The sequence below is a fragment of the Cribrihabitans marinus genome (genome assembly GCF_900109035.1).
In the GTDB taxonomy this organism is placed as follows: domain Bacteria; phylum Pseudomonadota; class Alphaproteobacteria; order Rhodobacterales; family Rhodobacteraceae; genus Cribrihabitans; species Cribrihabitans marinus.
Window position 1 is genome coordinate 82,466 of record NZ_FNYD01000010.1, and the last position, 26,073, is coordinate 108,538.

26 protein-coding genes are annotated in these 26,073 nt (G+C 66.0%); 5 read left to right on the plus strand and 21 right to left on the minus strand.

The window, feature by feature from the left end:
* Nucleotides 1-65 precede the first annotated feature (65 nt).
* From BMX57_RS16215 to BMX57_RS16255, 9 genes are all read right to left on the minus strand, one after another.
* Nucleotides 66-1,181, minus strand: a complete 1,116-nt coding sequence (locus BMX57_RS16215) for a Gfo/Idh/MocA family protein (RefSeq protein ID WP_092369538.1) — start codon at nucleotides 1,179-1,181, stop codon at nucleotides 66-68.
* Complete coding sequence (locus BMX57_RS16220; protein ID WP_092369541.1) at nucleotides 1,178-2,254, minus strand: Gfo/Idh/MocA family protein; 1,077 nt, start codon at nucleotides 2,252-2,254, stop codon at nucleotides 1,178-1,180. The genes BMX57_RS16215 and BMX57_RS16220 overlap by 4 nt, the downstream gene beginning before the upstream one ends.
* 12 nt (nucleotides 2,255-2,266) lie before the next feature.
* Nucleotides 2,267-3,274, minus strand: coding sequence for an ABC transporter permease (locus BMX57_RS16225; protein ID WP_092369544.1), 1,008 nt, complete (start codon nucleotides 3,272-3,274; stop codon nucleotides 2,267-2,269).
* Nucleotides 3,271-4,212, minus strand: coding sequence for an ABC transporter permease (locus BMX57_RS16230; RefSeq protein ID WP_092369547.1), 942 nt, complete (start codon nucleotides 4,210-4,212; stop codon nucleotides 3,271-3,273). Before BMX57_RS16230 ends, BMX57_RS16225 begins: the two co-directional genes overlap by 4 nt.
* Nucleotides 4,209-5,693: a sugar ABC transporter ATP-binding protein gene (locus BMX57_RS16235; protein ID WP_092369550.1), complete on the minus strand. Its 1,485-nt coding sequence runs from the start codon at nucleotides 5,691-5,693 to the stop codon at nucleotides 4,209-4,211. The genes BMX57_RS16230 and BMX57_RS16235 overlap by 4 nt, the downstream gene beginning before the upstream one ends.
* A gap of 63 nt (nucleotides 5,694-5,756) precedes the next feature.
* On the minus strand, nucleotides 5,757-6,794 hold the full coding sequence (locus BMX57_RS16240; RefSeq protein ID WP_092369553.1) for an ABC transporter substrate-binding protein: 1,038 nt from the start codon (nucleotides 6,792-6,794) through the stop codon (nucleotides 5,757-5,759).
* A 55-nt stretch (nucleotides 6,795-6,849) separates the two neighbouring features.
* Nucleotides 6,850-7,764: a sugar phosphate isomerase/epimerase family protein gene (locus tag BMX57_RS16245; protein ID WP_092369556.1), complete on the minus strand. Its 915-nt coding sequence runs from the start codon at nucleotides 7,762-7,764 to the stop codon at nucleotides 6,850-6,852.
* Nucleotides 7,765-7,774: 10 nt separating this feature from the next.
* On the minus strand, nucleotides 7,775-8,929 hold the full coding sequence (locus BMX57_RS16250; RefSeq protein WP_092369559.1) for a Gfo/Idh/MocA family protein: 1,155 nt from the start codon (nucleotides 8,927-8,929) through the stop codon (nucleotides 7,775-7,777).
* A gap of 12 nt (nucleotides 8,930-8,941) precedes the next feature.
* Nucleotides 8,942-9,670 (minus strand): SDR family NAD(P)-dependent oxidoreductase, encoded by a 729-nt coding sequence (locus tag BMX57_RS16255; protein ID WP_092369562.1) that lies wholly within the window; start codon nucleotides 9,668-9,670, stop codon nucleotides 8,942-8,944.
* Between the two features lie 186 nt (nucleotides 9,671-9,856).
* On the opposite strand from BMX57_RS16255, the gene BMX57_RS16260 reads away from it, so the two are divergent.
* The gene (locus tag BMX57_RS16260; RefSeq protein ID WP_092369565.1) at nucleotides 9,857-10,882 is read left to right on the plus strand and encodes a LacI family DNA-binding transcriptional regulator; all 1,026 of its coding nucleotides are present in this window, start codon (nucleotides 9,857-9,859) and stop codon (nucleotides 10,880-10,882) included.
* Here BMX57_RS16260 and BMX57_RS16265 read toward each other — a convergent pair.
* Nucleotides 10,879-11,637 (minus strand): SDR family oxidoreductase, encoded by a 759-nt coding sequence (locus BMX57_RS16265; protein ID WP_092369568.1) that lies wholly within the window; start codon nucleotides 11,635-11,637, stop codon nucleotides 10,879-10,881. The genes BMX57_RS16260 and BMX57_RS16265 overlap by 4 nt on opposite strands.
* Nucleotides 11,638-11,722: 85 nt before the next feature.
* Nucleotides 11,723-12,034, minus strand: a complete 312-nt coding sequence (locus BMX57_RS16270; RefSeq protein ID WP_092369571.1) for a MocE family 2Fe-2S type ferredoxin — start codon at nucleotides 12,032-12,034, stop codon at nucleotides 11,723-11,725.
* A gap of 362 nt (nucleotides 12,035-12,396) precedes the next feature.
* On the opposite strand from BMX57_RS16270, the gene BMX57_RS16275 reads away from it, so the two are divergent.
* Together BMX57_RS16275 and BMX57_RS16280 are read left to right on the plus strand one after the other, a co-directional pair.
* Nucleotides 12,397-13,575 (plus strand): PLP-dependent aminotransferase family protein, encoded by a 1,179-nt coding sequence (locus BMX57_RS16275; protein ID WP_092369574.1) that lies wholly within the window; start codon nucleotides 12,397-12,399, stop codon nucleotides 13,573-13,575.
* Entirely contained in the window at nucleotides 13,572-14,357 is a 786-nt protein-coding gene (locus tag BMX57_RS16280) for an SDR family NAD(P)-dependent oxidoreductase (protein WP_092369577.1), read from the plus strand. The genes BMX57_RS16275 and BMX57_RS16280 overlap by 4 nt, the downstream gene beginning before the upstream one ends.
* Before the next feature lie 39 nt (nucleotides 14,358-14,396).
* Here BMX57_RS16280 and BMX57_RS16285 read toward each other — a convergent pair whose 3' ends face one another.
* From BMX57_RS16285 to BMX57_RS16315, 7 genes are all read right to left on the minus strand, one after another.
* A complete protein-coding gene (locus BMX57_RS16285; protein WP_092369580.1) occupies nucleotides 14,397-15,422 on the minus strand; it encodes a hydroxyacid dehydrogenase in 1,026 nt (341 codons plus the stop codon).
* On the minus strand, nucleotides 15,419-16,477 hold the full coding sequence (locus tag BMX57_RS16290; RefSeq protein ID WP_092369583.1) for a hypothetical protein: 1,059 nt from the start codon (nucleotides 16,475-16,477) through the stop codon (nucleotides 15,419-15,421). The genes BMX57_RS16285 and BMX57_RS16290 overlap by 4 nt, the downstream gene beginning before the upstream one ends.
* Nucleotides 16,477-17,226 carry an ATP-binding cassette domain-containing protein gene (locus tag BMX57_RS16295; RefSeq protein WP_092369585.1) on the minus strand — a complete coding sequence of 250 codons (750 nt, stop codon included), beginning with the start codon at nucleotides 17,224-17,226 and terminating at the stop codon, nucleotides 16,477-16,479. The genes BMX57_RS16290 and BMX57_RS16295 overlap by 1 nt, the downstream gene beginning before the upstream one ends.
* 3 nt (nucleotides 17,227-17,229) lie before the next feature.
* Nucleotides 17,230-18,282 carry an ABC transporter permease gene (locus tag BMX57_RS16300; RefSeq protein WP_092369588.1) on the minus strand — a complete coding sequence of 351 codons (1,053 nt, stop codon included), beginning with the start codon at nucleotides 18,280-18,282 and terminating at the stop codon, nucleotides 17,230-17,232.
* Between the two features lie 84 nt (nucleotides 18,283-18,366).
* Complete coding sequence (locus BMX57_RS16305; RefSeq protein WP_092369591.1) at nucleotides 18,367-19,302, minus strand: substrate-binding domain-containing protein; 936 nt, start codon at nucleotides 19,300-19,302, stop codon at nucleotides 18,367-18,369.
* Nucleotides 19,303-19,371: 69 nt separating this feature from the next.
* Nucleotides 19,372-20,175 carry a 3-methyl-2-oxobutanoate hydroxymethyltransferase gene (locus BMX57_RS16310; protein ID WP_229724270.1) on the minus strand — a complete coding sequence of 268 codons (804 nt, stop codon included), beginning with the start codon at nucleotides 20,173-20,175 and terminating at the stop codon, nucleotides 19,372-19,374.
* Complete coding sequence (locus BMX57_RS16315) at nucleotides 20,172-21,296, minus strand: fatty acid desaturase family protein (RefSeq protein WP_229724271.1); 1,125 nt, start codon at nucleotides 21,294-21,296, stop codon at nucleotides 20,172-20,174. Before BMX57_RS16315 ends, BMX57_RS16310 begins: the two co-directional genes overlap by 4 nt.
* A 258-nt stretch (nucleotides 21,297-21,554) precedes the next feature.
* Here BMX57_RS16315 and BMX57_RS16320 point away from each other — a divergent pair, with 258 nt between their 5' ends.
* The gene (locus BMX57_RS16320; protein ID WP_092369594.1) at nucleotides 21,555-22,583 is read left to right on the plus strand and encodes a LacI family DNA-binding transcriptional regulator; all 1,029 of its coding nucleotides are present in this window, start codon (nucleotides 21,555-21,557) and stop codon (nucleotides 22,581-22,583) included.
* A gap of 170 nt (nucleotides 22,584-22,753) precedes the next feature.
* Here the strand turns inward: BMX57_RS16320 and BMX57_RS16325 are convergent, their stop codons facing one another.
* Genes BMX57_RS16325 through BMX57_RS16335 form a run of 3 tightly spaced genes read right to left on the minus strand, consistent with a single transcriptional unit; the run spans nucleotide 22,754 to nucleotide 24,803 of the window.
* Nucleotides 22,754-23,551 (minus strand): iron chelate uptake ABC transporter family permease subunit, encoded by a 798-nt coding sequence (locus BMX57_RS16325; protein WP_092369596.1) that lies wholly within the window; start codon nucleotides 23,549-23,551, stop codon nucleotides 22,754-22,756.
* Entirely contained in the window at nucleotides 23,551-24,288 is a 738-nt protein-coding gene (locus tag BMX57_RS16330) for a metal ABC transporter ATP-binding protein (RefSeq protein WP_092369599.1), read from the minus strand. Before BMX57_RS16330 ends, BMX57_RS16325 begins: the two co-directional genes overlap by 1 nt.
* Entirely contained in the window at nucleotides 24,285-24,803 is a 519-nt protein-coding gene (locus BMX57_RS16335; RefSeq protein WP_092369602.1) for a helix-turn-helix domain-containing protein, read from the minus strand. The genes BMX57_RS16330 and BMX57_RS16335 overlap by 4 nt, the downstream gene beginning before the upstream one ends.
* A 56-nt stretch (nucleotides 24,804-24,859) precedes the next feature.
* Between BMX57_RS16335 and BMX57_RS16340 the strand changes: the two genes are divergently transcribed.
* The gene (locus BMX57_RS16340; protein WP_092369605.1) at nucleotides 24,860-25,798 is read left to right on the plus strand and encodes a zinc ABC transporter substrate-binding protein; all 939 of its coding nucleotides are present in this window, start codon (nucleotides 24,860-24,862) and stop codon (nucleotides 25,796-25,798) included.
* Nucleotides 25,799-26,073: the final 275 nt, after the last annotated feature.

A 26,073-nucleotide genomic window follows, 5' to 3' on the forward strand; every position in this document is an offset into this window, starting at 1 on the left:
TCGCGACGTTGCTGTCCGAGCCAGCGCTCCTTGACTGTCCATCCACCGGGCGAAGGCCCGCGCGATCAGCTTTCCAGCCCGCGCGCCGCGCCGACAGCCACGGCCTGGCCGGTGATCCGGGACCGGACCGCGGCGAAGGCCAGCGCAAGCGAGTGAAGGTTGCCCCGGGCGCCGTTGACCGGCTCGCGATCGTCTTCGATGGCGCAGAGCAGTTCGCCCATCGCGCCCTGGAAGCCGTCATTGAACCATTGCCCCTCAAGGGCCGGGCGCGCATATCCCCGGGCCGTCGTCAGCGTCACCGTTTGCGTGCCGAGATCGGGACCCTCGGATATCAGGCTGCCCTCGGTCCCGCCGACATAGGTGGTGTCGCGGGGGCCATGGGCCAGTCCGCCGTCGAACACCAGGCTGGCCTGACCGCCATCGAACCGGACCATCGCCTGGGCCAGGAGCGGCATGCGATTGGCCTGCCCGCTGGCCTTCGCGGTCGAAGCGAACACGCTTTCGGCACGGTCACCGATCAGCGAGGCGATGAAATCGAACCAGTGCACGCCGAAGTCATAGAGCACCAAGTCGGCGATCTCGTCGAATGGTGTTCCGGCGGTCCAGCCATGGTCCCAGTGGATCGCGCAATGGGCCGAAACCACCTCGCCGATATGCCCGTCGCGCACGGCTTCGCGCATGAAGGCCATGTGCGGCGACCAGCGCCCGTTCTGGTTCACCGCCAGCTTGACACCTTCGCCCTCGGCAATCCGGACAAGGTTCTCGCCGGTGTCGAGATCGCTGGCGAAGGGCTTCTGGCTGAGCACGTGTTTTCCGGCGCGCAGGGCGGCCTCGATGATCGGCGCGCGATGCTCGGGGTGGAGGGTGATGTCGAGAACGTCGATCTCGCTGTCGTCCAGCATCGCCTGCCACTGGTCCTCGATCCGCGCATCGGGGCAGTATTCGGCGGCCTTGGCTTCGGCCTTGGCCTTGGTGCGGTTCCAAAGGGCCGCCACCTCCCAGCCGGCTGTACGGTAGGCATCGAGATGGCTGGCCGAGATGCCGCCGGTTCCGATCACACCGATCCTGGGGCGATAGGATTTCGGGTGCGGCGGACGGTAGGCCACGTCGGGCGCCGGGATCTGCGGCAGGTCGGTGGATGTCAGCGCGTAGGTGTCGGTATCGGCGGCATCATCGGTCATCGCAGAAGCTCCAGGGTGCGCTTTTCCGCGGCAGAGCGCGCCGCGGTATCGACGATCCGCTGCGCGGTCAGGCAAAGCCCCGGGTCCAGCGGGCCGCCGACCGGCTCGCCGCGGTCTATGCAGCCCAGGACGTATTCGATCGCGTTCCGCTCGCCCTCGGGCAGGGGATCGGCGGGGATCTCGTATCGTTCGGGCCGGACCCGTGTCTGGACGGTGACATGCGCTGCATAGTCGGGCGAGGCGATGGTGCCATCGGTTCCGACGAAGGTGAAACCGCATATGGGTTGCGGCTGGGTCGTCCAGGGGTCGGTGAAGGTACCCCACCGGGTTTCCATCTTCGACAACCCGCGGGCATAGCGGCAGACCGCGACGGCGTGCTGGTCGACCTCGATCCCCGGCGTTTCGTCGGTGACGCATGTCACCTCGAGCGGTGCCTCGCCGTCCATGTACCAGGTTCCCAGCGTGGCGCCATAGCCCAGGTAGTCGAGCAGCGCGCCGCCGCCGCTGGCCTTCTTGTACCACCAGGAGGACGGTTTCTGCGCTTCCACCTCCTCCGGGCTGACCTCGACCTTGTCGGCGAGGTGATAGAGCGGCCCCCTGTTGCCATCGTAGAAATGGACTTCCCGCAGCGCGCCGATCATGCCGTCGTCGATCAGCCGCTTGGCCGTCACATGGCTTTCCACCCAGCGCAGCGGCCAGTTGATGGCCAACTGCTTGCCGGTGCCCTCCATCGCGGCGATCATCCGGCGGGCGTCGGCGACAGAGGCGGCAAAGGGCTTCTCGACGAAGACATGCAGGCCATGTGGCGCCAGGCGCTCGGTATAGGTGGCGTGATCGGCGGTTGCCGCGCAGAGAAGCGCCATGTCGTAGGGGCCGGCGGCCATGCAGGCGTCGAAGTCGGTGAAGACCCGTTCGCGCGGGATGCCGAACGTCTCGGCCGCGCCCGCCATCCTGGTGGGGTCGGGGTCGAACAGGGCTGCGATCTCGGCGTCGGGATGCGCGTCTACCATGCGAAGCAGATCGCCCATATGCATGTGGTCGAAGCTGATCCCGACGATGCGGTGCCTGGTCATGGGACATTCTCCTTATCGAGTACCGGTGATCCTTACGTAAAGTGCCGTGACCGCGAGGATGATCAGGCCGAACAGGGCGGTTCGCGCGCCTTCGGGCATCTGCATCAGCGTCAGCATCGTATCGAGGACCCGCAGGATAAGCGCACCGATGATTGCCCCGGCATAGCTTCCCCGACCGCCGAAGATCGACGTCCCCCCGATGACCGCCGCCGCGACCGAGGGCAGGAGCAGCGGGTTGGCGAGGCTGAGCGATGTCTGCCGGATCATCCCCAGATAGAGAAGCCCCGCCAGCGCTGCGATCACGCCCGAAAGCACGTAAAGCGCGAGATAGACATGCCACGCGCGCACGCCCGACAGGCTTGCCGCCCGCTCGTTCGAGCCGAGCGCGAACAGGATCCGGCCGAAACCGGTATAGCGCATGAGCCACAGGATGAAGATGGCAAAGGGTATGAACAGGAACAGCCCGTTGGGCATGCCGAAGGTCCGCCCGATGCCAAGCCACTCCAGACCCCCGGGGATCTCGGTGCCCGCGTTGATCACCATGCGCTGATAGACCTGCAGGCAGCCGGTTGCGACAAGTCCGGTGCCCAGCGTCATGATAAGCGGGTGGACGCGCACGATCCCGACGCCGAACCCGTTGACCAGACCCACGACAACCCCAGTGGACAGGGCAATCAGCACCGCGGGCGTCGCGCCCCAGATCGAACTCAGCGTCGCGCAGACGAACGCGGCCACCGTGGCCACGACACCGACGGACAGGTCTATCCCCGCCGTGAGCATGGTCAGCACCTGGCAGGCGGCCAGCATGGCCAGCGGAATGGCGAACTTGACGAGATTGCCGACCCAGAAGGTCGAGATCAGGCCGTCGCGCCCGGCGCGGATGGGGATCACGATCCCGGGCCGCATCACCTCGAGGGCGGCGATCAGGAGAAACAGAAAGATCAGAAGCGGGATCATCGGGTTGTCCCGCAGGAACAGCCCGAGGCGCACATGCGGCGGGTCGGTGCTTTGGGTGCTCATCTTCTTGCCCCTCGCGTTGTTGCCCACGTGCCCAGCATGACCACGGCCACCATGATCGTGCCCTCGACGATGGTGGTGACGTTCGGGTCGATCGCCATCAGCGTCAGGATGGTTCGGATGATGCGCAGGATGAAGACCGCGATGAGCGGTCCGAGAAGACCGCCCTTGCCGCCGCCGAGCACGACGCCGCCAAGGACCACCGCCGCGACCGAGGCCAGCAGGTAGGGCCCGGGAACCGGTTCGCCGATGCCAGTGAGCGCAGCGAGGCTGAGCCCGCCCATGGCGCAGAACAGCCCGCAGAGGCCGTAGGCCGCGATCTTGGTGCGCCCCACCGCGACACCCGACCGGAAGGCCGCACGCTCGTCAGAGCCGGTGGCGTAGATCGACAACCCCAGCTTGGACCGGCGGATCGGCAACCACACCACGCCGATGGCACCCCCGATGATCAGAAGCGCCTTGGGAATTCCCTCGACGGGGAAGAACCCGCGAATGCTGGCCTCCAGCCAATCCGCCGTCGCCCCGCCGGGGGTTTCGAGGATCAAAAGCGCCGTTCCTTCCCAGACAAAGAGCATGGCAAGGGTCACGACGATATCGGGCACCCGCGTCAGAACGATGAGGGCGCCATTGATGAGCCCCATAACGAGACCGGCCGCCAGAACGATGACAAGCGCCGGCACGCCGGCCATCCGCTCCATCAGAACCGCCGCCAGCACGCCCGTCACCGCCATCATCGAGGCCACCGAAAGGTCGATGCCGCCGACGATGACCACCACCGCCATGCCGGCGGTCGCAAATGCAAAGGGCAGGGCGGCCCGGGCCAGGCTCTCGAATCCATTCACCCCGAATGTCGGCTGGATCAGCCGCGTCACGACCGTCAGGGCCAGAAGCAGAAGGGCCAGCCCGAGGGTCCAGCCGTGCTTTCGGACAAACGCGCTCACGCGGCGCTGTCCTCGCCGGTCAGCCCGTGGGCCGCGCGCATCAGCGTGGCCTCGTCGGCTGCAGCGGCGTCGATGATGTCGACGATCCGGCCATTGAAGATGACCACCGCCCGGTCGCAGGCCAGCGGCACCTCTTCCAGTTCCGAGGTGTAGAACAGCACCGCCGCCCCGTTCTCCGCCAACTCGCGGACAAGCGGGTAGATCTGGCGCTTGGTGCGCACGTCGATGCCACGTGTGGGATCGAACAAGAGCAGCGTTTCCACGCCCTTGGCGATCCAGCGCCCGATGGTGACCTTCTGCTGGTTTCCGCCCGAGAGCCGCTGCACTTCTCCCTGTGCCCTAGTGTCGATCTGAAGCTTGTCGATGGCGTATCCCACACGCTCGCGTTCGTGGCGCAGCTTCAGCGGGCCCCATGACGCGATCCGAGCGGAAAACGGCAGGGCGATGTTCTCGCGGACCGACCGCTGGGACAGAAGCGCCTCGGCGCGGTTGCCCGGCACGAAGGTGAGCCCCGCAGCAATCGCATCGGCCGGATGCGCGAATGTCATGGGCGTTCCATCGACCTCGATCGTGCCGTCGCTGGGGGGCTCGAACCCCGACAGAGCCTCGAACAGCTCGTCCTGGCCCTGACCTTCGAGCGCGACGACGCCCAGAACCTCGCCCGGGTAAAGGTCGAACGAGACATCGGTGAGTTTCGGCGCGGCGGCCAGCGCCCTGACCCGCAGGCGGGGTGTGCCGGTCCGATGGGCCGCTCCTCCGGCGGTATCTCTCAGTCCCAGCGCCAGTTTCTGCCCCAGCATCAGCTCCACGGCGCGCTCCTCGACGCCGGGCTCGATCTTCAGGTCGCCCACGGACCGCCCGTCGCGCAGGACCGTCGCGCGGTCGCAAAGCTCGGAAATCTCGGTGAAACGGTGCGAGACATAGATCACGCCGAGCCCGTCATTGGCCTTGGCGCGCACGACCTTCAGGACATGTTCGACCAGATCGGTGGGCAGCGCGGCGGTCATCTCGTCGAGCAGCAGCACATCCGGTTCCGCCGCCAGCGCCCGCGCAAGATCGAGGATGCGCAGCGTGGCGAGGGGAAGATCGCCGATCATGTCCGACAGCGACAGGCCGGCGATGCCCAGCTCCGACACCCAGGCCCGGAAGGGGTCAACCGGCGTGTCGGCAAGCCGCAGGTTGTCGGCCACGTCGAGATCGGGGATCAGCGACGGCTCCTGGTAGACCGGCACCAGCCCCGACCGCCGGGCCTGAGCGGGGGATCCCACCCGCGCCTCGGCGCCCCGGATCCGCACCTGGCCCGCGTCGGGTTTCAGCGCGCCGGTCAGGATCTTCACGAAGGTCGACTTGCCCGCGCCGTTGGCCCCCATCAGGGCCACGATCTCACCGCGATCCACGGTCAGCCGCGCATCGGTCAGCGCGCGCACCGCGCCGAAGCTCTTGGCGATGCCGGAGGCATCGAGAAGGGGCAATTCCGTCATGATTTTATGAGCACTCGGTCGTTTGGCGAACCGGCCCCGATGCGGGGCCGGTCCAGTTCCGGTTCAGCCTTCGCCCGGACCTTCGCAGGCGATGATCTGTTCCATCGTATAGTCGGTCCAGCCGGGAACGGTGACCGAAACCGGCCATTCCGGATCGAGGTTCGGGTTCTGGGCCGCGGCAATCGTCGCCTGGCCTTCCTCGGTCGTGTTCTCCCAGAGAACAGGGTCGACCAGCACGGTCTGGCTGTCCGGTGCCTCGCCGTTGAGGATATCGACGGCCAGGGCGATACCGGCACCCCCGACGGATCCCGGATTCGTCACTGCCGCGCCTTCCAGCCCTTCGACCTCGCTCAGGTACTGGACGAAGCCCGCGTTGTCTGCCCCGACGATAGGAACGAGCGGGGCGCCGGATTCGACGAAGGCATCGACGATGACGTTGTCGATCCCGCTGGTCCAGACCCCGTCGAACGGGATGCCGGTGGCGAGAAAGTCGAACATCTGCTGCTTGCCCTGGTCCTGCTGCCAGCCGGTGAAGACCTCGTGCACCACGTTGATGCCGGGGTATTCCTCGAGCGCGCGCTTGAACCCGTTGTCGCGGTCGGTATCGGCCGAGACGCCCGCGATGCCGCGCATATAGACCACGTCGCCGGACCCGCCCAGCTGTTCGAACAGCCACTTGGCGCCCAGATAGGCGTATTCCTCCTGGTTGTTGGACAGGACATAGGCGCCCTCTGCTGTCACCCCGGCATCGACCGCGACCACGACGATATCCTGCGCCATCGCCGACTCGAGCGCCGAATTCAGCGCATCGGGATTGGACGGGTTGAGCACGATTGCGTCGACACCCGCCTCGATGAGGTTGTTGATGTCCTCAAGCTGTCCGGCGGAGTCGGTGTTGCGGTGCGCAACGATCAGGTTGGACACGTCCCCTTCGACCAGGGCCTGTGCCCGCATCGCGCAGATCATCTGCTCGCGCCAGCCATTGCCCTGGACCGTGTTCGAGACGCCGATCGTATAGGCCTTGTGGCTGCCGGCAAAACCGGCCGGCGCAAGGGTTGCCGCGATTGCAAGGGCCGCAGCGCCCGTCAGCAGTTTCTTCATGTTTCATTCCTCCCGTTACATTGATGTTGGATATCAAGTGGTTTGTCTGCCTGCATTATTTGATGAACGGCTGCAGGACGTCGCGGGCCAGTAGAAAGCCGCGCTTGACCTTGTCGTCGCTCCCCTCGAACAGCCGGTCCTCGTGTTCGATGATGATCGGGCCGTCATATCCCGCCAGGTAGAGCCCGGAGAAGAAGTCCGACCAGTCCACGTCGCCCAGGCCACACAGCCTCGGGATCTGCCAGCCCATCCCGACCGACATCACGCCGTTTTCGTAAAGACCGTCGCGGTCGACCATGACGTCCTTGGCATGGACATGCGCCATCCGCGGCCCGAATTCCTTGATGAACCGGGGCATGTCGATGAACTGCCAGATCAGGTGTGACGGGTCGAAATTCATGCCCACCTTGTCTCCCCAGGTCTCAAGGATCCGCCGCCAGATCCTTGGGCTGTAGGCGATGTTATGCCCAGCCGGCCATTCGTCATAACTGAAAATCATCGGGCAGTTCTCGAAGCAGAGCGTGACGTCGTTGTCGGCGGCATGGGCAACGATGGGGTCAAAGACCTGCTCCGCGCGCGCCCAGTTGTCGTCCACGTTCAGGGAGCGGTCGCCGCCGATGAAGGTGTTGACAACCTTGATGCCCATCACGCCCGCCGCCGAGATGACCTTCTTGAGATGGCCGATGACCTCGTCGCGGTGGTCCGCATCGGCGTGAAGCGGGTTCGGGTAATACCCCAGGCCCGAGATTTCGATGCCGCGTTCGCCGAGCGCGGCAATAATCTCGTCCCCCTGCGCGGCGCTCAGCCCGTCCACGTCGATATGGCTGGTCCCTGCATAGCGGCGTCTTTCGCCGCCGGCGGCCGGCCAGCAGGCGATCTCCATCGCGGAAAACCCGTTCGCGCCGGCCCAGGTTGCGACATCGAGCAGATCGCTGTCTTCGAATGGTGCCGTGAGTAGCCCAAGTTTCATCGCATCCTCCTCAGATCTCGCTAAACGCGACCCAGCGCCCTTCGCGGGCCGAGCGCAGGACGGCATCGCAGAACCGCATTTCGTCATGCCCGTCCTCGAACGTGGCCCAGGTCGATCCGCGCTGCCGCGCGCCTGCGGCGACATCCGCATAGACGGCGCGGAAAAAGGCGAAAAAGCTATCGGCAAAGCCCTCCACATGGCCCGGAGGCAGGCTTGCCGCGGCGGTCCCGGTGGGGTTCATCAGGGTGAAATCGCGCATCAAGGTCTGGTTCGGCGCGTCGCGGTGGCCGAGAAACAGGTGGTCCGGCGTTTCGCTGTCCCAGGCCGCGCTCGCCGTGGCCCCGGCAACGTCCCAGTGCAGCGAGTTCTTGCGCCCGATATTGATCTGCGAGGTACTCATCACGCCGCGGGCGCCGCCGTGGTAGCGGATCATGATCATCGACGCGTCGTCGGTTTCAACCTCGACCGTCTCGGTCGTCCCGCCGCCGCTCGAGAAGGTCTCGACCGGGCCCGTCGGCTTCTGCCGCTCGGGCAGGAAGGTGGCGAGATCGGCCATCACCGCCTCGGGCTTGAGCCCGGTGACGAAGCCTGTCAGATCGACCCAGTGCGTCCCGATATCCCCGACCGAGCGCAGGGCGCCGCCGACCTCGCTTTCCAGCCGCCAGTTCCAGTCGGTGGGCTTGGCAAGCCAGTCCTGGTGGTAATGCCCGGTGACAAACCGGATCTGCCCCAGTTCGCCGGCCTGTATCATGGCCTGGGCGTGCTGGTTCAACGGATAGAACCGGATGTTGTAGCAGACAGCTGCGATCTTGCCGGATGCACGCGCAATCTCGACCATCTCGGCGCTTTCCGCCGAGGTCATCGCCAGGGGCTTTTCGCAGATGACGTGTTTGCCCGCCTCCAGGATCGCCTTCACCTGGGGGTAATGCGCATGGTTGGGCGAGGTCACGTGGACCACGTCGACACCCTCATCGGTCAGCAGGTCTTCGAGCGTGGCATAGGCGTGAGGGACACCCATCTCGGCGGCCCGCGCCTTGCCACGCTCGGGCGACGACCCCAGAACACCCTTCACGTTGACCCCAAGACGCCGGAGCGCCTGGGTATGGACGGTGCCGATGAACCCCGTACCGACAACAGCGGCGCCGATATCGGCAAATTCGGTCATGACGTTCTCCTCTCAGGCAACGGAATATCCCCCATCGATGGGCAGACAGGCCCCGGTGATGAACGCGGCCGAGTCCGAGGCAAGAAACAGGGCGGCGCCGACGATGTCGCCCGGCAGGCCCCAGCGCCCCATCGGCGTGCGGGCCTCGATGCTTGCGGTGAATTGCGGGTCTTGCCGCGCGCGGGCGGATTGTTCGGTCACGATGAAGCCCGGCGCGATCGCGTTGACGCGGATCCGGTCGGGCGCCCAGGCTATGGCAAGCGACTTGGTGAGCTGCTCGACCCCCGCCTTCGAGGCCCCGTAGGCCGGGTTTCGCGGCGATCCGAACCGGGCATACATCGACGCGATGTTGATCAGACGGCCCTCGGCGGCCTTCAGGGCAGGGTGGAAGGCCGCGGCGCAGCGGAAAGACCCGGTGAGGTTCACATCCAGCACGTGCGAAAAGAACTCCGGCGCCATCTCGGCCCCGCGCTGGGTGATGGCTGCGCAATTGACGAGGATATCCAGCGTGTTGCGGCCCTTTGCGAAGTCTTGGACGGCATCGGTATCGGTGACGTCCAGTTGGGTATACGCGAACCGGCCGGCATCTTCCGGCGCGCAGTCGGCTTCGACGCCGGTAATCTCGACGCGTGCGCCGGCATCCTGCAACGCCCTTGCGATACTGGCGCCGATCCCGGCCCGGCTGGCACCGATGACCAGAGCGTCGGCGCCCGCGAAGTCGAAGGCGGCCGCCCGGTTCATCCTGTCCTGCTGTTCCAATACCGTGTCGGCATGGTCCCCACCAAAGTTTCTGACGGCGCTACTGCGCACCTGTAATCGTTTACATCTCACTGGGAATGTTCTTTCCCAAAGATGAAAACGATTACATACTCCACATCAGAGGAGATTCGAGTCAAGCGGTGAAATGCACAGGGCCGGGGAGGCCGGATGATCCAGAAATCGGCAACGATCCACGATGTCGCCCGCGCGGCCAAGGTCTCGACCGCGACGGTCAGCCGGGTCCTGTCGAGTCCGGCCCTGGTCTCGGAGGCGACCCGCGAGGCGGTTCTGGAGGCGATCCGGCACACCGGCTACCGGGTCAATCAGGCGGCCCGAAACCTGCGGATGCGCCGGGCAGGGGCTGTCTTGATCCTCGTGCCCAATCTGGGAAAACCGTTCTACTCCGGTATCTTGGCGGGCATAAGTGAAGGCTTTGCAGGCTCGGAGTTCGCCGTGCTGATCACGGACACCGAAAGCGATCCCATCGGCGACACCGCCCTGGCGGGCTATTTCCAGGACGGCCGTATCGACGGGGCCATCCTGCTGGATGGCGGACTCTCGCAAGCCGCCCTGCGCCACTGCGTCGATCAGGGGGTGGGCGACCGGATCGCGTTTCTGTGTGAATGGGTCGAGGGCTGGGGCTTTCCGGTGATCGCCAGCGACAATGCCGAGGGGGCGCGCCTTGCGGTTCGCCACCTGCATGACCTGGGCCACCGCAAGATCGCCCATGTGACCGGCCCCGAGGGCAACGTTCTGACCGCCACCCGGCGCGCGGGCATGCTGTCCGAGCGCGCGCGTCTGGGGTTGCCGGCGCGGCCCGAATGGATCGTGCGGGGCGATTTCTCCATCGAATCCGGGCATGAGGCGGCGCAACGCATCCTGGCGATGGAGGACCGGCCCACGGCGGTCTTCTGTTCCGCCGACATGGTGGCCTTCGGGCTGATCGCCGGGCTCATGGCGGCCGGTGTCCGGGTGCCCGAGGATATCTCGGTCGTGGGGTTCGACGATATCGAGATGTCGGGCTTTTTCATTCCCGCGCTGACCACCATTCGCCAGGACCGGCACCGGCTGGGAAACCGTGCCGCCGGCGTTCTGCTCGCCAACCTCCGGCAGCCGGGCAGCCGCACCGAAAGCGAGGACCTGATGCCGGTGGAACTGGTCGTGCGCGGCAGTACCGCGCCGCCGCCGCCTTAGGTCGGCGCGCCCACGACGCTCTGCTCAAGGTCGATCGAGGCGCCGGTCATCGGGGCGGACGCATCGGACAGCAGATAGGCGGCCAGCCGCGCCGCCTCGTCCTCGCTCACGAACCGGCCCAGGGGCAGTTTCGCGCCCTGGCTTGCCAGCCACCCCGCGCCCTTGCCCAGGTCTTTCTCGTGCAGCTGGCGTTCGGTCTCGGTGTCGACCCACCCGAGGTTGATGCCGTTGACCCGGATCCGGTCGGCAAGGTGGGCGTTTGCGGCGTTCTTGGTCATGGTCTGAAGCGCGCCCTTCGTCGTGGCGTAGATCGCCAGATCGGGTGCCCCGCAATGGGCGTTCATCGACTGGATGTTGACGATGCTGCCCGGTGCGGACCGGGTCAGCATGTCCTTGATGACCCCGGCCATCAGGAAGAACGGCGCCCGGGCGTTGACGGCCATCAACCGATCCCACAGCACCGGTTGCGCATCCGTGAACCCGGCACGGGTGGTCAATCCGGCGGCATTGACCAGCCCGTCGATCCTGCCGAACCGGGCCAGGGCCGTTTCGATGACCAGCTCGGGGGCCGCGCGGTCGATCAGGTCTGCCGTGACCGTTTCGACGGTCAGGCCGGGGATTGTCTCGATCGGGGTTCTGTCCACCAGAACAAGGCCTTCGGCCCCGCTCTTGGCAAGCTGACGCGCGGTTGCCGCGCCGATGCCGCGAGCGGCACCGGTGACGATGATGACCTTTCCCTCCAGCGAGGCGATCATGCCGAGATCCGTTCAAACCGGCCGGGGCCAAATTCTCGCGCCGTGTCCCGGTATCCGGCGCAATGCCAGTGGCCGATACGCGCGGTCACAGCGCGGCTTCGATCCGGCCGTCCCGCACCCGGGCGGGATAGGTCGCAAGGGCGACGCAGGCCGGTGTCCTGAGCGCTTCGCCGGTCTTGTAGTTGAACCGGCCATTGTGCCTGGGGCATTCGACCGTGTCGTCGATGACCAGCCCGTCGGCCAGATGAACCTGCTCGTGGGTGCAAAGCCCATCGGTACAGAAGACCCCGCCGTCCAGATCGCGGTAGACCGCAAATGTCCGGCCGCCATGGTCAAAACGGATCACGTCCTCCTCCTCGATATCCTCCAACGCGCAGATGTCGATCCAGTCCGTCATGTTCGTCCTCTGGTTTTCCGGGCGGCGCGCCGTTCGGTCCTGGTGTGCGTTCCATCGCACCGCCGGCGCCATCGCTTCCACTAGAGTCAAGCGTGACGGGGCCTGTCAACGGGCAGGCGCAGCAGCCGGTGTGATCCGGACGAGAGTCTTGCCGGAATCTCATGTTTTTGATGCCGATTACCTCAGATCCCATCAGCACCTGACTGGCGCGGCCCCCGCAGCCCGGCCCGCATAGCCTCGTGCCTTGCAGTTTCAGTCCAGGTCGCTGAGGGTTCATGTACCAAATCCGACAAGTCCCAATTGAGAGATGCTTCCGCTATGCTGCCCGGACCAGGATACACGGCACGATCGGACGAGAGACCATGACGGATGTGCTCAAACGCCGCGGGCTGACGCCGGTGATCAACGCCTCCGGGACGATGACCAGCATCGGTGCCTCTCGCGTGCTTTCCGACGTCATGGCCGAGATGTCGGCGATTTCACGGCATTTTGTCCGGATCGATGACCTGCAGGCTCTTGCCAGCAGGACGATCGCGGAGACATGCGGGGCCGAGGCGGGGTTTGTCACGTCCTCCAGCGCGGCGGCCCTGAGCCTGTGCGTCGCCGCCGCCCTGACGGGTGACGACCTTGCGCGGATCGAAGCGCTTCCCGCCCTGCCGGGTGGAGAGCGCCGCGTCGGCCTGCAGATGGGCCACACGGTCAATTACGGCGCCCCAGTGCCGCAGGCCATTGCGCTGGCGGGGGCAGAGGTCGTGCCGCTCGGCACGGCGGCCCTCTGCGAGACCTATCATCTTCGAGCGGCGCTGGAAGAGGGGCTGGCCGCGGTCGTGCATGTGGTGTCGCATCACACGGTGCGCGAGGGCGAACTGCCCCTCGATCTGGTTGTCGAGCTCTGTTCGGCGCATGACACGCCGGTGATCGTCGACATGGCCAGCGAGTATGACCTGCGGGGGCCGGTTGCCGCCGGCGCGGATGCGGCGATCTACTCGGGTCACAAGTTTCTGTCCGGCCCGACCAGCGGCATCGTCGCCGGCAAGGCGGGCTTCATTCGAAACGTCGCGCTGCAGACAAGGGGGATCGGCCGGATCACGAAAATCGGAAAGGAGGGCATCCTCGGCGCCATCGCAGCCCTTGAGGCGTGGCAGCGCCGCGATCATGCGGCCATCCGGGCCGAAGAAGACCGCATCGTTGCAATGTGGATGGCCGAGCTTGATGACATCGAAGGCCTGGCCCTGTCGCGTCACGCGGATTGGACCGGCAACCCCATCACGCGGGTCGAGATGCGCGTCGATCCCGGTGCTGCCGGCCTCTGCGCATGGGAGCTTGCCGAGCGGTTGATGGCACGCAATCCGGCAATTGCCGTGCGGGACGACCTGGCGGAGCACCAGGTGCTCTATCTCGATCCTTGCAACCTCACATATGACGAAGCGTGCGTCGTTGCGCAGGCCGTGGGTGAGACCATTGACGCGGCGCGCGCCTCCGGGGACGGGTGCCGCCTGTCCTGGAACGGCGTCAAACGCCGGCGCGGTGGCGGCGCATGACGACGCCTGGGCTTCTGACGGATCGCGTTGTCCTCGTGACCGGGGCCGCTCGGGGCATCGGATATGCCGTTGCCGAGGCGGTGCTGGCGCAGGGTGGGCGCGTCGTGCTCGGTGATATCGACGCACCGGCCTGCCGGGAGGCCGCCGCAAGGCTGGGCGGTGAACGGGCCGGGGCGCATGCGCTGGCCTTCGATGTCAGCGCCGCCGCCGAGGTGGAGGCGGCCCACGAGAAAATCGCATACCGCTTCGGGCGGCTCGACGGGCTCGTCAACAACGCGGCCATCCTAGACGAAGGCGGCGTCGCCGACACGGATCCGGACCGGTTCGAGGCGGTTCTGTCGGTCAACCTCACCTCGATGCTGCGGATGACCCGGGCGATGCTCCCGCTGCTTCGCAAGAGCGAGGACGCCGCCATCGTCAACACGCTGTCGACGCAGGCGTTTTTCGGCCAGCCGAACACCCTGGCCTATGCGGCGGCCAAGGGTGGCGCGGCCAGCGTGACGCGGTCCATGGCGGTCGATCTGGCGCCTTTCGGCATCCGCGCCAATGGCGTCGCCCCGGGGTTCGTCGACACGCGGATGGCCGTGACGTCTGAAGGCACGCATGAGCACGCCGATCCCGCCTTTCGTGAATTCTACCTTGAACGGCGGCGCATCCCGCTGGGCCGGGCCGGAACGGCGGAGGATTGCGCTGGGGCTTTCGTCTTCCTGCTGTCGCCGCTGTCGGCCTATGTCACGGGGCAGGTGCTGTGCGTCGATGGCGGGCTGTCGGCGACCTACTGACCAGGACCCTTGCCGCCTCACGGGCGGGTCGCGTCCCGGTCAGCTTTTCTCGACCGGCTTGGAGCGCATCTTGTCCACCGTCTCACGCTCGGCCCGCTTGCAGCGCATCGGCGGCAGGCCGCGATCCAGCAGGTCCATGTCCTCCATCACCATGTCGCCCATCATCTTGAAAGCCACATCCAATGCTCCCGCGCGATGGGCCGAGCGCAGGAACCCCGGCGTACGTCGCACCGGATGTTCGGGATCCAGCGGTTCTTCGGGAAAGACGTCCGAGGCGGCCCGGATATGTCCGCTGGCCACGGCAGCCACCAGGGCGTCGAAATTGACCACGCCGGCCCGGCTGAGCAGCACGAACACCGCGCCCGGCCGCATCCGGGCAAAGGCATTCTTGTCCAGGAACCCCTCGTTCTCGTCGGTGACGGAGGCCAGCACGAAGATCACGTCGCTTTCCCTGAGTATCGCGTCGAGGGCCGCCGGTTCTGCCCCCGCGTCGGCGATCAAGGAGGGCGGCAGCCAGGGGTCGTAGATCCGCAGCCGAGGCCTGAACGGTTGCAGCAACGGCAGGAGCGACCGCCCGATGGAGCCGAAGCCGATCAACCCCACATCGGCCCCGGACAGGAGCCGGGCCGATCCGTTTCCATCAAGCCCCCAGGCCTCGCGCCCTTCGCGGAACGCAAGGTCGCTGTCGGTGATGCCGCGCAGCAGGTCCAGCGCCAGGCCCAGCCCGATCTCGGCGACCGGGCGGGCAAACACCTCCATCGTGGTCACGACATGGATGCCGCGCTCGAACAGGCGCGCATAGGGCATGTTCAGAAAGAGGTTGCCCTCGACATTGAACACGCAGCGCAGGCTTTCCATCCGGGCAAGCGTCGCCTCGTCGATCGGCGGCTGGCCGATGACATAGCGGGCCTTGCCCAGAACCGGGTCGGGCAGGGTGGCCAGCGCGTCGGTCTCGATCTCGTGGATGTCGTAGCGGGCGCGCAGTTCCGCCAGCCGCTCGGGCCGAAAGATCAGGTCCAGCGTGCGCGGTTCGGGTGCGCTGATCACCAGCGGGCGGTCGGTCATGGCATGTCCAGTCTCAGGAAGTCGGTGTGCAGAGGCAAGCTGCGGCTTGCCCCGTCGGCGCCCACGACGATCAGGCCCTCGGGCGCGATGGTGATCTCTGCCACGGGCGAGCCGGTTGGCCAGGCAATGGCGCCGGTGACGTGGCGCATTTCGGTGCTGCCGAAAGGCGAGAGGGCCAAGGCCCCGGGCCCCGCCAGATCGGCCTCGGTCGAGAGGCCCAGCATATGCGCGGCCGCCCCATCCTCGACCCCCAGGCAGCCGGTGTGCCGACCCGACCACGGCGCGTAGTCCCGCCCGCCGTTCGATTGCCAGAGCATCGTCATGGGCAGATGGCGCGGGTGGCGCAGCGACAGATAGAGATCACCTTCCTGGGGCCGGGTTACGGCGGTCCACCCCAGCGGGCTGCCTTCGGCCTCGATCCCGATGGCGAAATCCTCGCTTCGGTCGAACCACGGATAGGTGGTCAGGTCCACGGTGCCGCCTTGGGCCGTCGGGAACGCGGCGGCGTCGTCGGAACGCGCCGGGCAGGCGATGTAGGACCGGCCCTTGGCGGGATCGGTTTCCTGGGCCGTGGCGGGTGTTTCCCAGTGGATCTTGGCAGACGTGCGAATATGCGCGCCATGCGGGACCGAGACGTTGCCATGATTGGCAGCCGACACCCGGCCGCTGCCGCCGATGAATACATGGCGCTGATAGACGAAGGGATGATTGTCGTAAACGGCCAGCTCCTTGAGCAGCGTCGCCCCGAAAACCGGGCGCGAACACACCGCCCGCACCCTGTCGGGCGCAGCCAGCGCGATGTCCCAGGGCACGTTCGGGGGCCAGCCATGCAGCGGGCTTTCGCCGTCCGAGCGCGCGAAGGGAGCGCAGAAGAAGTCCCCGCCCAGCCCGGCCATGAGCGGTGCGGCATCCGGCGGCATGGCTTCCCCGGTCCCGACCCAGGGCGCGCGGTGCAGCGGCGCGATGCGGCCCCCCCGATCCGTCACCTCGAACGCATCCAGGCGGCCCAGTTCCGCGGCGAACCGGGCGGATATCCCCTGCGCCGTGATTTCCATCACGCCGCCAGATGTTCGCCGGTGATGATGTTCTCGACATCCTGGATGCTCGAGGTCTTGGGGCTCAGATCATCGGCGGCCACCTCACCCCGGCGCATGACCACCATCCGGTCCACCACCTGGAAGACGTGGTGGATATTGTGGGCGATGAAAATGCAGGCATGGCCCTTGTCGCGGGCGTCACGCACAAAATTCAGAACACCCTGGGTTTCGGCCACGCCGAGATTGTTTGTGGGCTCGTCCAGAATGATGATCTCGCTGTCGAAATACATCGCCCGCGCGATGGCCACGGCCTGTCTCTCGCCACCCGAGAGCGAGCTGATCGGCGTGGTCGGCGGGATGTTCTTGGTGATGCCGACCCGGCGCAGCAGGTCGGTCGCCACCCGGTTCATCTCGCCCTGGTCCAGGCGGCCCAGCGGCCCCCGGGTCAGTTCGCGGCCCAGAAAGAGGTTCCTGGCGATCGAAAGCTGCGGCACCAGGGCGCTGTCCTGGTAGATCGTCTCGACACCCGCATCGATGGCGTCGTTGGTGGAGGTCAGCGCAACCTCCTTGCCGTTGATCAGGATCTGGCCCGAGGTATAGGGCACCGCGCCCGACAGGACCTTGATCAAGGTGGACTTGCCGGCGCCGTTATCCCCCAAAAGGCCCACGATTTCCCCCCTGTTCACCTGCAGGTTGACCCCGCGCAGGGCATGGATGCGGCCATAGAACTTCTCGATACCGCGCATTTCAACGATGGGCGTGGTCATGGTTCAGGTCCCCTCGTTGTGACGGCGTTCCAGCGCCGAATGCAGGGCCATCATCCCGAGAATGATCGCGCCGATGAAGATGTTGTAGGCCAGTCCCGGCACCCCGATCAGGACGATGCCGTTGCGCATCAGGCGCAGGATCAGCACGCCAAGGACCGTGCCCAGGATGGTGCCGCGCCCGCCCATCAGGGCGGTGCCGCCGATCACCACCATGGCGATCACCTCCAGCTCATAGGTGGTTCCCGAGTTGGGGTTGGCCGCCGAGACGCGGATCGACGAGATGATTCCGGCCAAACCGGCCAGGGCGGATGTGAGCATGAACAGAAGCATCTTGACGCGCCGGATCGGCACGCCGCGGTTGCGGGCGGCGGCGGGGTTGCCGCCCGTCGCCTGGATCCAGTTGCCGAAGCGCGTACGGGTCAGGACATAATGCAGCATCGCGGCGATGACGATGAACCAGATCAGGCTCATGTAGACCCGCAGGCCGCCCGAGCAGAAATCGCCCGTGCCGCCGATGCAGAAATCGCCCACCAGCACCTCGGCCAGCCATTGTTGGCCGGTCTCCCAGGTCCGCTGCGGAAAGCCGCTGGTCAGCCACAGCGCGCTGCCCCGGACCACCAGCAGCATGCCCAGCGTGACAAGGAAGGACGGGATCTTCAGCCGTGTGACGAAAAAGCCGTTCACGGCCCCGATCAGGATCGCCACGCCCATGGCGATGGCGAAAGACAGCGGCATGCCAAGCTCGGTGGAGTTGATCAGCGTCCACATCACCACGGCGGTGAAGCCGAAGACCGATCCGACCGACAGGTCGAACTCGCCGCTGGTCATCAGCAGCGTCATGCCCAGGGCGATCAGCCCCAGCTCGACCGTGAAGGTCAGCGCATTCGAGATGTTGTTGAGGGACAGGAACGCCGGGTTGATCGACGTGAACACGATCAGCATCACGATCAGCAGGATCAGCGGACCCAGCTCGGGCGTGGCCGAGAGGCGGCGCAGAAGATCGAAGTCTCGCGAGGGCGCGGCACCGGCAGGTGCGGCGGTCTTTTCGTCGGTCATGGGGTCTCCCGAAGGCAACGGTGAACGTCAGGTCCGCCCGCGACACGCATGAGGCGCGCCGCGGGCGGGTTGGCAAGGGTCCGGTCAGTTGCCGCCCATGATCCCGTGGTAGAGCGGTGCATGTTCGGCCTCATAGAGAGCGCCGGTGATGATGTTGAAGCCCACCGGAATGCTCGAGGTCTCCATCAGGGCGGCCGACAGGCACATATAGCTGGTGGCCTGCGGGTCCTGCCACATCGCGGCGTTGACATAGCCGTCCATCACGCCTTGCGTCGTGTCCAGGCTGTTGCCCCAGCCCACGACTGGGATCTCGCCCGGCGCGACCCCGGCCTGGTTCCAGACCCGGACAACCGAGCCCGTCACCAGATCGCCCAGACCGATCATGGCGTCGATCCGGTCGCGGTTGGCCGTCATGTAGTCGGTCATCCGCGTGATGATCTCGGCCTGATCGAGGGTTGCGTCGGTGACTTCCCAGGTGATGCCCATGGGTTCGAACACGCTGGCGATGCCTTCTTCCTCCTGCACGCCGTATGTGGCGCCCGGCACCTCGACCGGCATCCAGACGAAATCACCGGATTCCACATGGCCGTTGTCCACGAGATATTGCGCCCAGGACCGTCCCACGGACACCAGATCGCCGCCGACATAGGCGTTCCAGTCGGCGCTGGGATCGGGCGTGTTGAAGTTCAGCGTCGGGATGCCCGCGCTGCGGGCCTCGGCCACGACCCCGACCAGCGACCCGGGATCGGGGTTGCTGGAACAGATCCCGTCCGCGCCGGCGGCGATGGCCGCGCGCATGGCCTCCTGGTGGCTGGGCACGTCGCCCGAGTGGAACGAGGTGTTCACCGTGTGGCCGGTATCCGCCGCCCACTGCTCGGCGCCCTCCAGGAAATAGGTCCAGACCGGGTCCGCGGGCGAGCCGTGGCTGATCCAGTAGAATGTCTTGCTGTCCTGCGCAAAGGCCGCGCCGGCCGACAGGGCAAGCGCAGCGCCGGCCCCCAGGAATATCCGTCTGTCCATAGTCATCTCCTCCTTGTTGGTCGTCAAAAGCCGCCGGGGTCTTGCCGCCCCGCCGGTCGGTTCGTCGTCTCAGGTGTGCTCCAGCCACTCGCGAAAGGCATCGAGTTCCGCAGGGTTCATCCGCACGAGGTGCTTTTCTCCGGGATAGGCCCCGCTGGCGACATCGGCCGCGAAGGTCGCAAAGGCATCGATCCGCTCCTGTTGCAGGCGCGCGAATTCCGCGGCGAAGTCCCGGTAGATCTTGGAATGGCGCGGAATATGCCCCTCGGTGTAGCCGAGAATGTCATTGGCAAACAGGTATTGCGCATCGCAGCCCGGCCCGGCGCCCATGGACCACAGCAGGATCCCGGTGCGCCTGGTGATCTCGCTGGCCACTTCCTCGGGGACGACCTCGATTTCGACGGCAAAGGCGCCGGCGTCTTCATAGCGCTTCACGTCATGCATCAGTTTCAGCGCGCTTTCGGCGGTCTTGCCCACGGCGCGAAAGCCCCCGGTCCAGGTGGCGCGGGCAGGGCAGAGGCCGACATGGCCTACCACGGGGATATACTCGTTGGCGAGATATTCGACCGTGTCGAAGGACCCGGAGCAATAGATCGCATCCGCCCCGCGGTTCATCGCCTCGGCGGCCCAGCGCAGGTAATCGTCGGGTGTGCCCGCCTCCAGGTGGGTGCGGCCGGTCATCGAAAACACCGTGGGCGCCGCATCGCGGTAGCGGGGGTGAAACAGAATGTCGTCTGGTACCGAGGCGATGTCGATCCCCGCCGCCTCGGCCGCCGCGGCCTCGTCGAGGCTGAAATATCGCAGCATCGTCTTCTGACCCTTGCCCTTGTCGGCCAAAAGGTCCGCGACGGTTGGAAGGCGCCGGCCGCTCACGCGTCGCTCCTGTCCGGCACGAACTGGTGCAACTCGTCGCGATAGGGTCGGGCGGAGGGGGGCAGCTCCTTTCTGACATAGTGGCTGGGGTCGCTCCGCTGTCGCATCACCGCGCCCCACATCTCGCGATAGGCATCCGCGATCGAGGTGTTGGGCGGCGGCAGGTCGTCCTTGATCAGCGCGTGGAGTTTCGGCAGCGCGTGATAGGGCACCATTGGAAACATGTGATGCTCGATATGGTACTGCATGTTCCAGTAGATCCATCCCGAAACCGGGTTGATATAGACCGTGCGGCTGTTCAGCCGGTGATCCAGCACGTCTTCGGCAAGGCCGCCATGCTGCAGAAGACCCATCATGACCATGTGCCAGCAGCCATAGATCCGGGGCAGCCCGATCAGGAGGAGCGGGATGACCGAGGCCCAGCCCATCCCGGCCAGGGCCATGCCCAGAGCGGTTGCGCCGGTGGCGATGTAGATGGCCATGTGCACGCGGGCCCAGAACACCGCCTTGGGCAGTTCGGCCTCGGGCACATAGTCCTTCTCGTCGTCCGATAATTTGCCCAGGGCTTGCCGGGCCAGGATCTTCAGCGAGGTCCAGGCCTCGACGATGCCGATATAGGCCAGCGCCTTGAGCGTCAGGTTGATCGGATGCATCCAGGCGATTTCGGGATCGCGGCCGACGATGATCGTGTCGGTGTGGTGCCGCGCATGGGACCAGCGCCATGCGATCGGGTTCCGCATGACCTGAAAGGACGCGATGTGATAGACCACGTCGTTCATCCACGACGTCTTGAAGGCCGTCCCGTGCCCCGCCTCGTGCCATCGCGAGTCGCAGGCGGATCCGTAGATGACCCCGTAGGCAAGCCAGAACGGCACCGCCCACCAGCTGCCCCATAATGCGATGCCCCCCGCGGCGAACAGGATGTGCAGCGCCACCCAGATCGCGGTATCGCGAAGGGCGGGCTGATCGCTGCGCCGCATCAGTTCCTTCATCGTCTTCCGGGGGATGTCGCTGTGGTACCACTCGGCGGTGGCCAGCCCGGCGGCGACCGCATGATGCGCGCGTTCGCCGGTCAGGGAATAGTCGGGAGCCGCGGTGCTGGCCGCCATGTCCTTCGCCATCTGATCCTCCCAAACATCGGCCGCCCCGGGCTTCCGGTTCGGTGCGCCGCCCTGCGCGCTTTCGTCGCAACCGCGTGAGGGTCGAGCATCGTCAAAGCAAGGCCGCCGCTCAACCACCGAACACATCAGATCACATCAGTTGTGGCGCTGGCCTGGGGCGCGTGGACAATGCTGAGCATCAGAATTTCAGAACAGAATCGCAAATTTACCGGCGTGATGTGATACATCACTTCCAATCCAGTCCGCGGGTCCGCCGATATGAGAAAAGCCACAATCCCCGATATTGCCCGTCACGCCGGCCTGTCGACGGCGACGGTCGACAGGGCCCTCAACGGGCGGAAGGGCGTCAGTGCCGCCAACCGCCACCGGGTCCTGAAGGCGGCCGAGGAACTGGGCGTTCTGCCATCCGAAGGCATGGTGAGACTGCCCTCGCGACCGGCGCACCTGGTGTTCCTGATTCCCTTCGGCCAGAACAAGTTCATGCGCGACCTGGCGCGCAGCATCACCAACCTTTCCACGGCATTGCCGCTGGTGGCATCGTGCAACATCGTCACCATGGACGGGATCGGACCCGACGCGCTGGACCGGGCGCTCGACGCGGTGTCTCCGAACACTCATGGCGTCGGGATCATCACCACTGACCAGCCGCGCAGCCGGGCGACGATCAACCGGCTGTGCGAAAGCGGTGTGCGGGTAGTCACCATCGCGTCCGACCTGCCCGATACGGCGCGGTCGTCCTATGTCGGTGTCGACAACCGGATCGCCGGGCGGACGGCGGGTCAGATCATGGGGATGCTCGCGCAGGGCCGGACCGGCAACGTGGCGGTGATCCTCGGCTCGCGGAGGTTTCACGGGCATTCCGAACGCGAGCGGGGCTTTCGCGAATTCCTGCGCGAGCAACTGCCGACCCTGACCGTCGCATCGGCCATCGAGACCGGCGAGGACAACCGCCGCTCGAATGCGGCAACGCTCGACCTGCTGCGCCGGATGCCGGATATCGCTGGGATCTACTGCGTGGGCGCAAGCCGGACGGGCATCGTCGAGGCCATCGAACCCCTCGGCCCGCGGCGGCCCAGCCTGATCATGCACGACCTGACCGACAGTTCGCGCGAGTGGCTGAGAAGGCAATTGGTCGATGTCGTCATCGACCAGAACCCGAGGCTTGTCGGCGAACAGGCGGTGATCCGCCTTTTGGGCTCGATCGCGGCGACGACGCCTCTCCTGTCGCTCAAACCCATCGAACCACGGATCATCCTGCGCGAGAACATACCCGCCGCGGCGCCCTGACACGCGCGGTGTACAAAGGGACAGGTGCCACGCGCGTGGTTCGCGTGTCAGCAGGCAAAGCGCGTGGCGACCCAAGGGCGCTCAGTCAAAAGTGTTGCTTCAAACCGATACATGCCCAGTTCGGCGCCAGGCGCAATTCGGCCGAGATACTCTGTCTGTAATCCGCACAATCAGGTCCCGGCGCGGTTTCGCCAATTGACAGCACTGAGTGCCGCGAACAGGACGGCCGCGACGCAGACGATGGAGGGGCCGGCGGGCGTGTCCAGGAAATACGCGGCGCGCAGGCCCGCGACCGCCGATATCGTGCCGATGACGGCCGCGATCAGGGCCATCGCCTCCGGGGTTCGGGCAAGGCTGCGGGCGGCTGCGGCGGGGATGATCAGCATCGCCGCGATCAACAGCACACCCACGACCTTGATGGCGACCGCCACTGTGATCGCAAGGGCGACCGTCAGGATCAGTTGCTCGCGCCTGGGATCGATGCCGCTGGCATAGGCCAGCTCTTCGTTCAGTGTCGCCGTCAGCAAAGGGGACCAGCGCCAGGCGATGAGGGCGACAACCAATGTCGCACCGCCCCAGATGACAAGCAGGTCGCTACGCGAGACGGCAAGGATGTCGCCGAAGAGATAGGCCATCAGATCGATCCGGATGCCGGACAGGAACGAGACCGCGACCAGCCCGAAGGCGAGGGCGGAATGGGCCAGGACTCCCAGCAATGTGTCCATCGCATAGCCGCGCCCGGCCAGGGCCGTGACGGTAAGGGCCATGATCAACGCGACAACGATGGCGCCGACAAAGATGGACAACTGAAGGGCCAGGGACAGGGCCACCCCGAGGATTGCCGCATGCGCCGTGGCATCGCCGAAATAGGCCATGCGGCGCCAGACGACGAAACAGCCCAAGGGGGCCGCGGCCAGGGCCACGCCTATCCCGGCCAGGCTTGCGCGGGTCATGAAATCGTCGAGCATCACTCTGCTGCCTCGTGGCCATGGGAATGGTCATGGTCGTGGTCATGATCGTGGCGGTAGAGCGCCAGCGCGCCGCCCGTTCCCGTGCCGAAAAGCGCACGGTATTCCGGGGCGGACGCCACGACGTCCGGCGTTCCCTCACAGCATACATGGCCGTTCAGGCAGATCACCCTGTCCGACGCGCTCATCACCACGTGAAGCTCGTGGCTGATCATGAGCACGGCGCAACCCGTGTCCCGCCGAACCGCTTCGATCTGCCGGTAGAACCCGGCCGAGCCGGGCTGGTCCAGGCCTTGCGTCGCCTCGTCCAGCAAAAGGACCTCGGGCCGATTGATCAGGGCGCGGGCCAGCAGGACGCGCTGGAACTGCCCGCCGGATAGCTGCGACATCTGCCGTTTCAGCAGGTCCGGCACTCCGGCGGCCTCAAGTGCCGCCGCGCAGTCCGAGCGGGACACCCGGCCCGTCAGGCTCATGAACCGTTCCACGGTGATCGGAAAGGTCGCGTCGATATGCAGCCGCTGCGGCACGTAGCCGATCCGCAGACCGGGCCGCAGCCTGACCTGTCCGGTTGCCGGCGCCGTCGCTCCGATAATGGCCTTGAGCAGACTCGTCTTGCCTGACCCGTTCGGTCCGACGATCGTGACGATCTCGCCTGGCTCCACCTTCAGGCGAACGTGGTGCAGAACCGTGTTTGCGCCGTAACGGATACTGAGGTTGTCGATCTCGATCAGGCTCATGCGTCGCCCTTCGCGGCACATGAAGGGCAGACCCCTTCGGCCTCGACGACCGTACGTTCGATCTGAAACCCTGCGGCCCTTGCGGCAGCGCCAAACGCGCCTCTTGCGGGCGCGGACGGGGCCTCGGCCACGGCTTCGCACAAACGGCAGATCATGAAGGCAGGCGAGTGCATTCGGCCCGGATGGGCGCAGGCGACAAATGCGTTCAGGCGTTCGACCTTGTGAACGAACCCGTTTTCGACAAGGAATTCGAGCGCGCGATAGGCAACCGGCGGCTGCGAGCCGAATCCGGCCTCGCGCAGCAGATCGAGGATCGCATAGGCGCCGAGGGCGCGGTGTTCCTGCAGCAACAACTCCAGCACCTTGCGCCGGACCGGGGTCAGGCGCAGCCCGTCGGCCGCACATCGCGATTCGGCCGTCGCAAGGGCCCCGGCCACGCAGGCGCGGTGATCGTGGTTCTGAAACCCCAGCGGGGCCGCGCTTGGTGCGTCCTTGGGGTTCACGCTACTTGTCATGATATTACATTTCAGTTATGTCGCTTGGAACGTTATAAGATCACATGGAAGATCCAATGTCCAGAAACCTGCTTTCACTCTCCGCCTCGGCCGTCCTGATGGGGGGTACGGCGCTGGCCGACGTGCCCGGTGTGGCCGTCGATATCGCGCCGATCCATTCGCTTGTGGCCCGCGTGATGGAGGGGGTCGGGACGCCGGACCTGATCGTGCAACCGGGTGCCTCGCCCCATGAATACAGTCTCCGCCCGTCCGAGGCCGCTTCCCTGCAAAAGGCGGACGTGGTGTTCTGGATGGGTGACGTTCTGACGCCCTGGATGGAGGACGCGGTGCAGACCCTGGCCGAGGGTGCCGCCGTCACCACGCTTCTGGACGCCGAGGGGACGGTCCTTCTGGATTTCCGGGAAGGCACGCTCTTCGAAGCGCATGAGCGCGAGGAGCATGCCGAGGGTGAAGTCCCCGACGATCACGGCCATGACGAGCATGACGAACACGATCCCCACGCATGGTTGTCGCCTGAAAACGCCGGGTCCTGGCTGAACCTGATCGCGGCACAGCTCTCTGCCGCCGATCCCGAGAATGCGGGCACGTATTTCGCCAACGCGTCGGCGGCCCGCGAAGAGATGCAGGCCCTGTCCGCCGAGATCCGGGCAACGCTCGACCCGGTGCGGGAGGGCAGCTTCATCGTCTTTCACGACGCCTACCAGTATTTCGAAACCGCCTTCGACTTTCCCGCCTCGGGCGCGATTTCTCTCAGTGATGCGACCGACCCGAGCCCCGCACGAATTGCGGAAATCCGGGAACGGATCCGCGAGGAAGGCATTGATTGCGTTCTGGCCGAACCGCAGTTCAACGCGGGGATCGTCGACGCGGTTCTGGATGGCACAGGGGCGAGCACCGGCGTGATCGATCCGCTGGGCGCCGAGCTTGAGCCGGGACCGGACCTCTACCCCCAACTGCTGAAGAAAATGGCGACAACGCTGGCTGAGTGCCTTTGAGGATCAACGGGCATCGACCGGGTCGTTGCCGGGGCCGGAGTCGCTGAGCGGCGGCTTCCGGACCTGCAGGCGACCGATCACCGGCCACGGCAGATCAACGCCCGGTTTTCGGCCTGTGGATCGGGATCTGTGCTTGAAGCACGACGGATTCCGTGACCAGACGCGTGCTGGATCCATGCGCGTTTCAATTGACAACGCGTCCTTGCCTAATGCAGCGTTCTTGCATCGCAATGGGCGAGGGTTGCCGAATGCCAGCCTCAACCGAAGGGCCAGAT

Coding starts and splice junctions, on each gene's coding strand:
- BMX57_RS16215 (WP_092369538.1), bottom strand. CDS start 1,181: ATGACCGATGATGCCGCCGATACCGACACCTACGCGCTGACATCCACC.
- BMX57_RS16220 (WP_092369541.1), bottom strand. CDS start 2,254: ATGACCAGGCACCGCATCGTCGGGATCAGCTTCGACCACATGCATATG.
- BMX57_RS16225 (WP_092369544.1), bottom strand. CDS start 3,274: ATGAGCACCCAAAGCACCGACCCGCCGCATGTGCGCCTCGGGCTGTTC.
- BMX57_RS16235 (WP_092369550.1), bottom strand. CDS start 5,693: ATGACGGAATTGCCCCTTCTCGATGCCTCCGGCATCGCCAAGAGCTTC.
- BMX57_RS16240 (WP_092369553.1), bottom strand. CDS start 6,794: ATGAAGAAACTGCTGACGGGCGCTGCGGCCCTTGCAATCGCGGCAACC.
- BMX57_RS16245 (WP_092369556.1), bottom strand. CDS start 7,764: ATGAAACTTGGGCTACTCACGGCACCATTCGAAGACAGCGATCTGCTC.
- BMX57_RS16250 (WP_092369559.1), bottom strand. CDS start 8,929: ATGACCGAATTTGCCGATATCGGCGCCGCTGTTGTCGGTACGGGGTTC.
- BMX57_RS16255 (WP_092369562.1), bottom strand. CDS start 9,670: ATGAACCGGGCGGCCGCCTTCGACTTCGCGGGCGCCGACGCTCTGGTC.
- BMX57_RS16260 (WP_092369565.1), top strand. CDS start 9,857: ATGATCCAGAAATCGGCAACGATCCACGATGTCGCCCGCGCGGCCAAG.
- BMX57_RS16265 (WP_092369568.1), bottom strand. CDS start 11,637: ATGATCGCCTCGCTGGAGGGAAAGGTCATCATCGTCACCGGTGCCGCT.
- BMX57_RS16270 (WP_092369571.1), bottom strand. CDS start 12,034: ATGACGGACTGGATCGACATCTGCGCGTTGGAGGATATCGAGGAGGAG.
- BMX57_RS16275 (WP_092369574.1), top strand. CDS start 12,397: ATGACGGATGTGCTCAAACGCCGCGGGCTGACGCCGGTGATCAACGCC.
- BMX57_RS16280 (WP_092369577.1), top strand. CDS start 13,572: ATGACGACGCCTGGGCTTCTGACGGATCGCGTTGTCCTCGTGACCGGG.
- BMX57_RS16285 (WP_092369580.1), bottom strand. CDS start 15,422: ATGACCGACCGCCCGCTGGTGATCAGCGCACCCGAACCGCGCACGCTG.
- BMX57_RS16290 (WP_092369583.1), bottom strand. CDS start 16,477: ATGGAAATCACGGCGCAGGGGATATCCGCCCGGTTCGCCGCGGAACTG.
- BMX57_RS16295 (WP_092369585.1), bottom strand. CDS start 17,226: ATGACCACGCCCATCGTTGAAATGCGCGGTATCGAGAAGTTCTATGGC.
- BMX57_RS16300 (WP_092369588.1), bottom strand. CDS start 18,282: ATGACCGACGAAAAGACCGCCGCACCTGCCGGTGCCGCGCCCTCGCGA.
- BMX57_RS16305 (WP_092369591.1), bottom strand. CDS start 19,302: ATGGACAGACGGATATTCCTGGGGGCCGGCGCTGCGCTTGCCCTGTCG.
- BMX57_RS16315 (WP_229724271.1), bottom strand. CDS start 21,296: ATGGCGAAGGACATGGCGGCCAGCACCGCGGCTCCCGACTATTCCCTG.
- BMX57_RS16320 (WP_092369594.1), top strand. CDS start 21,555: ATGAGAAAAGCCACAATCCCCGATATTGCCCGTCACGCCGGCCTGTCG.
- BMX57_RS16325 (WP_092369596.1), bottom strand. CDS start 23,551: ATGCTCGACGATTTCATGACCCGCGCAAGCCTGGCCGGGATAGGCGTG.
- BMX57_RS16330 (WP_092369599.1), bottom strand. CDS start 24,288: ATGAGCCTGATCGAGATCGACAACCTCAGTATCCGTTACGGCGCAAAC.
- BMX57_RS16335 (WP_092369602.1), bottom strand. CDS start 24,803: ATGACAAGTAGCGTGAACCCCAAGGACGCACCAAGCGCGGCCCCGCTG.
- BMX57_RS16340 (WP_092369605.1), top strand. CDS start 24,860: ATGTCCAGAAACCTGCTTTCACTCTCCGCCTCGGCCGTCCTGATGGGG.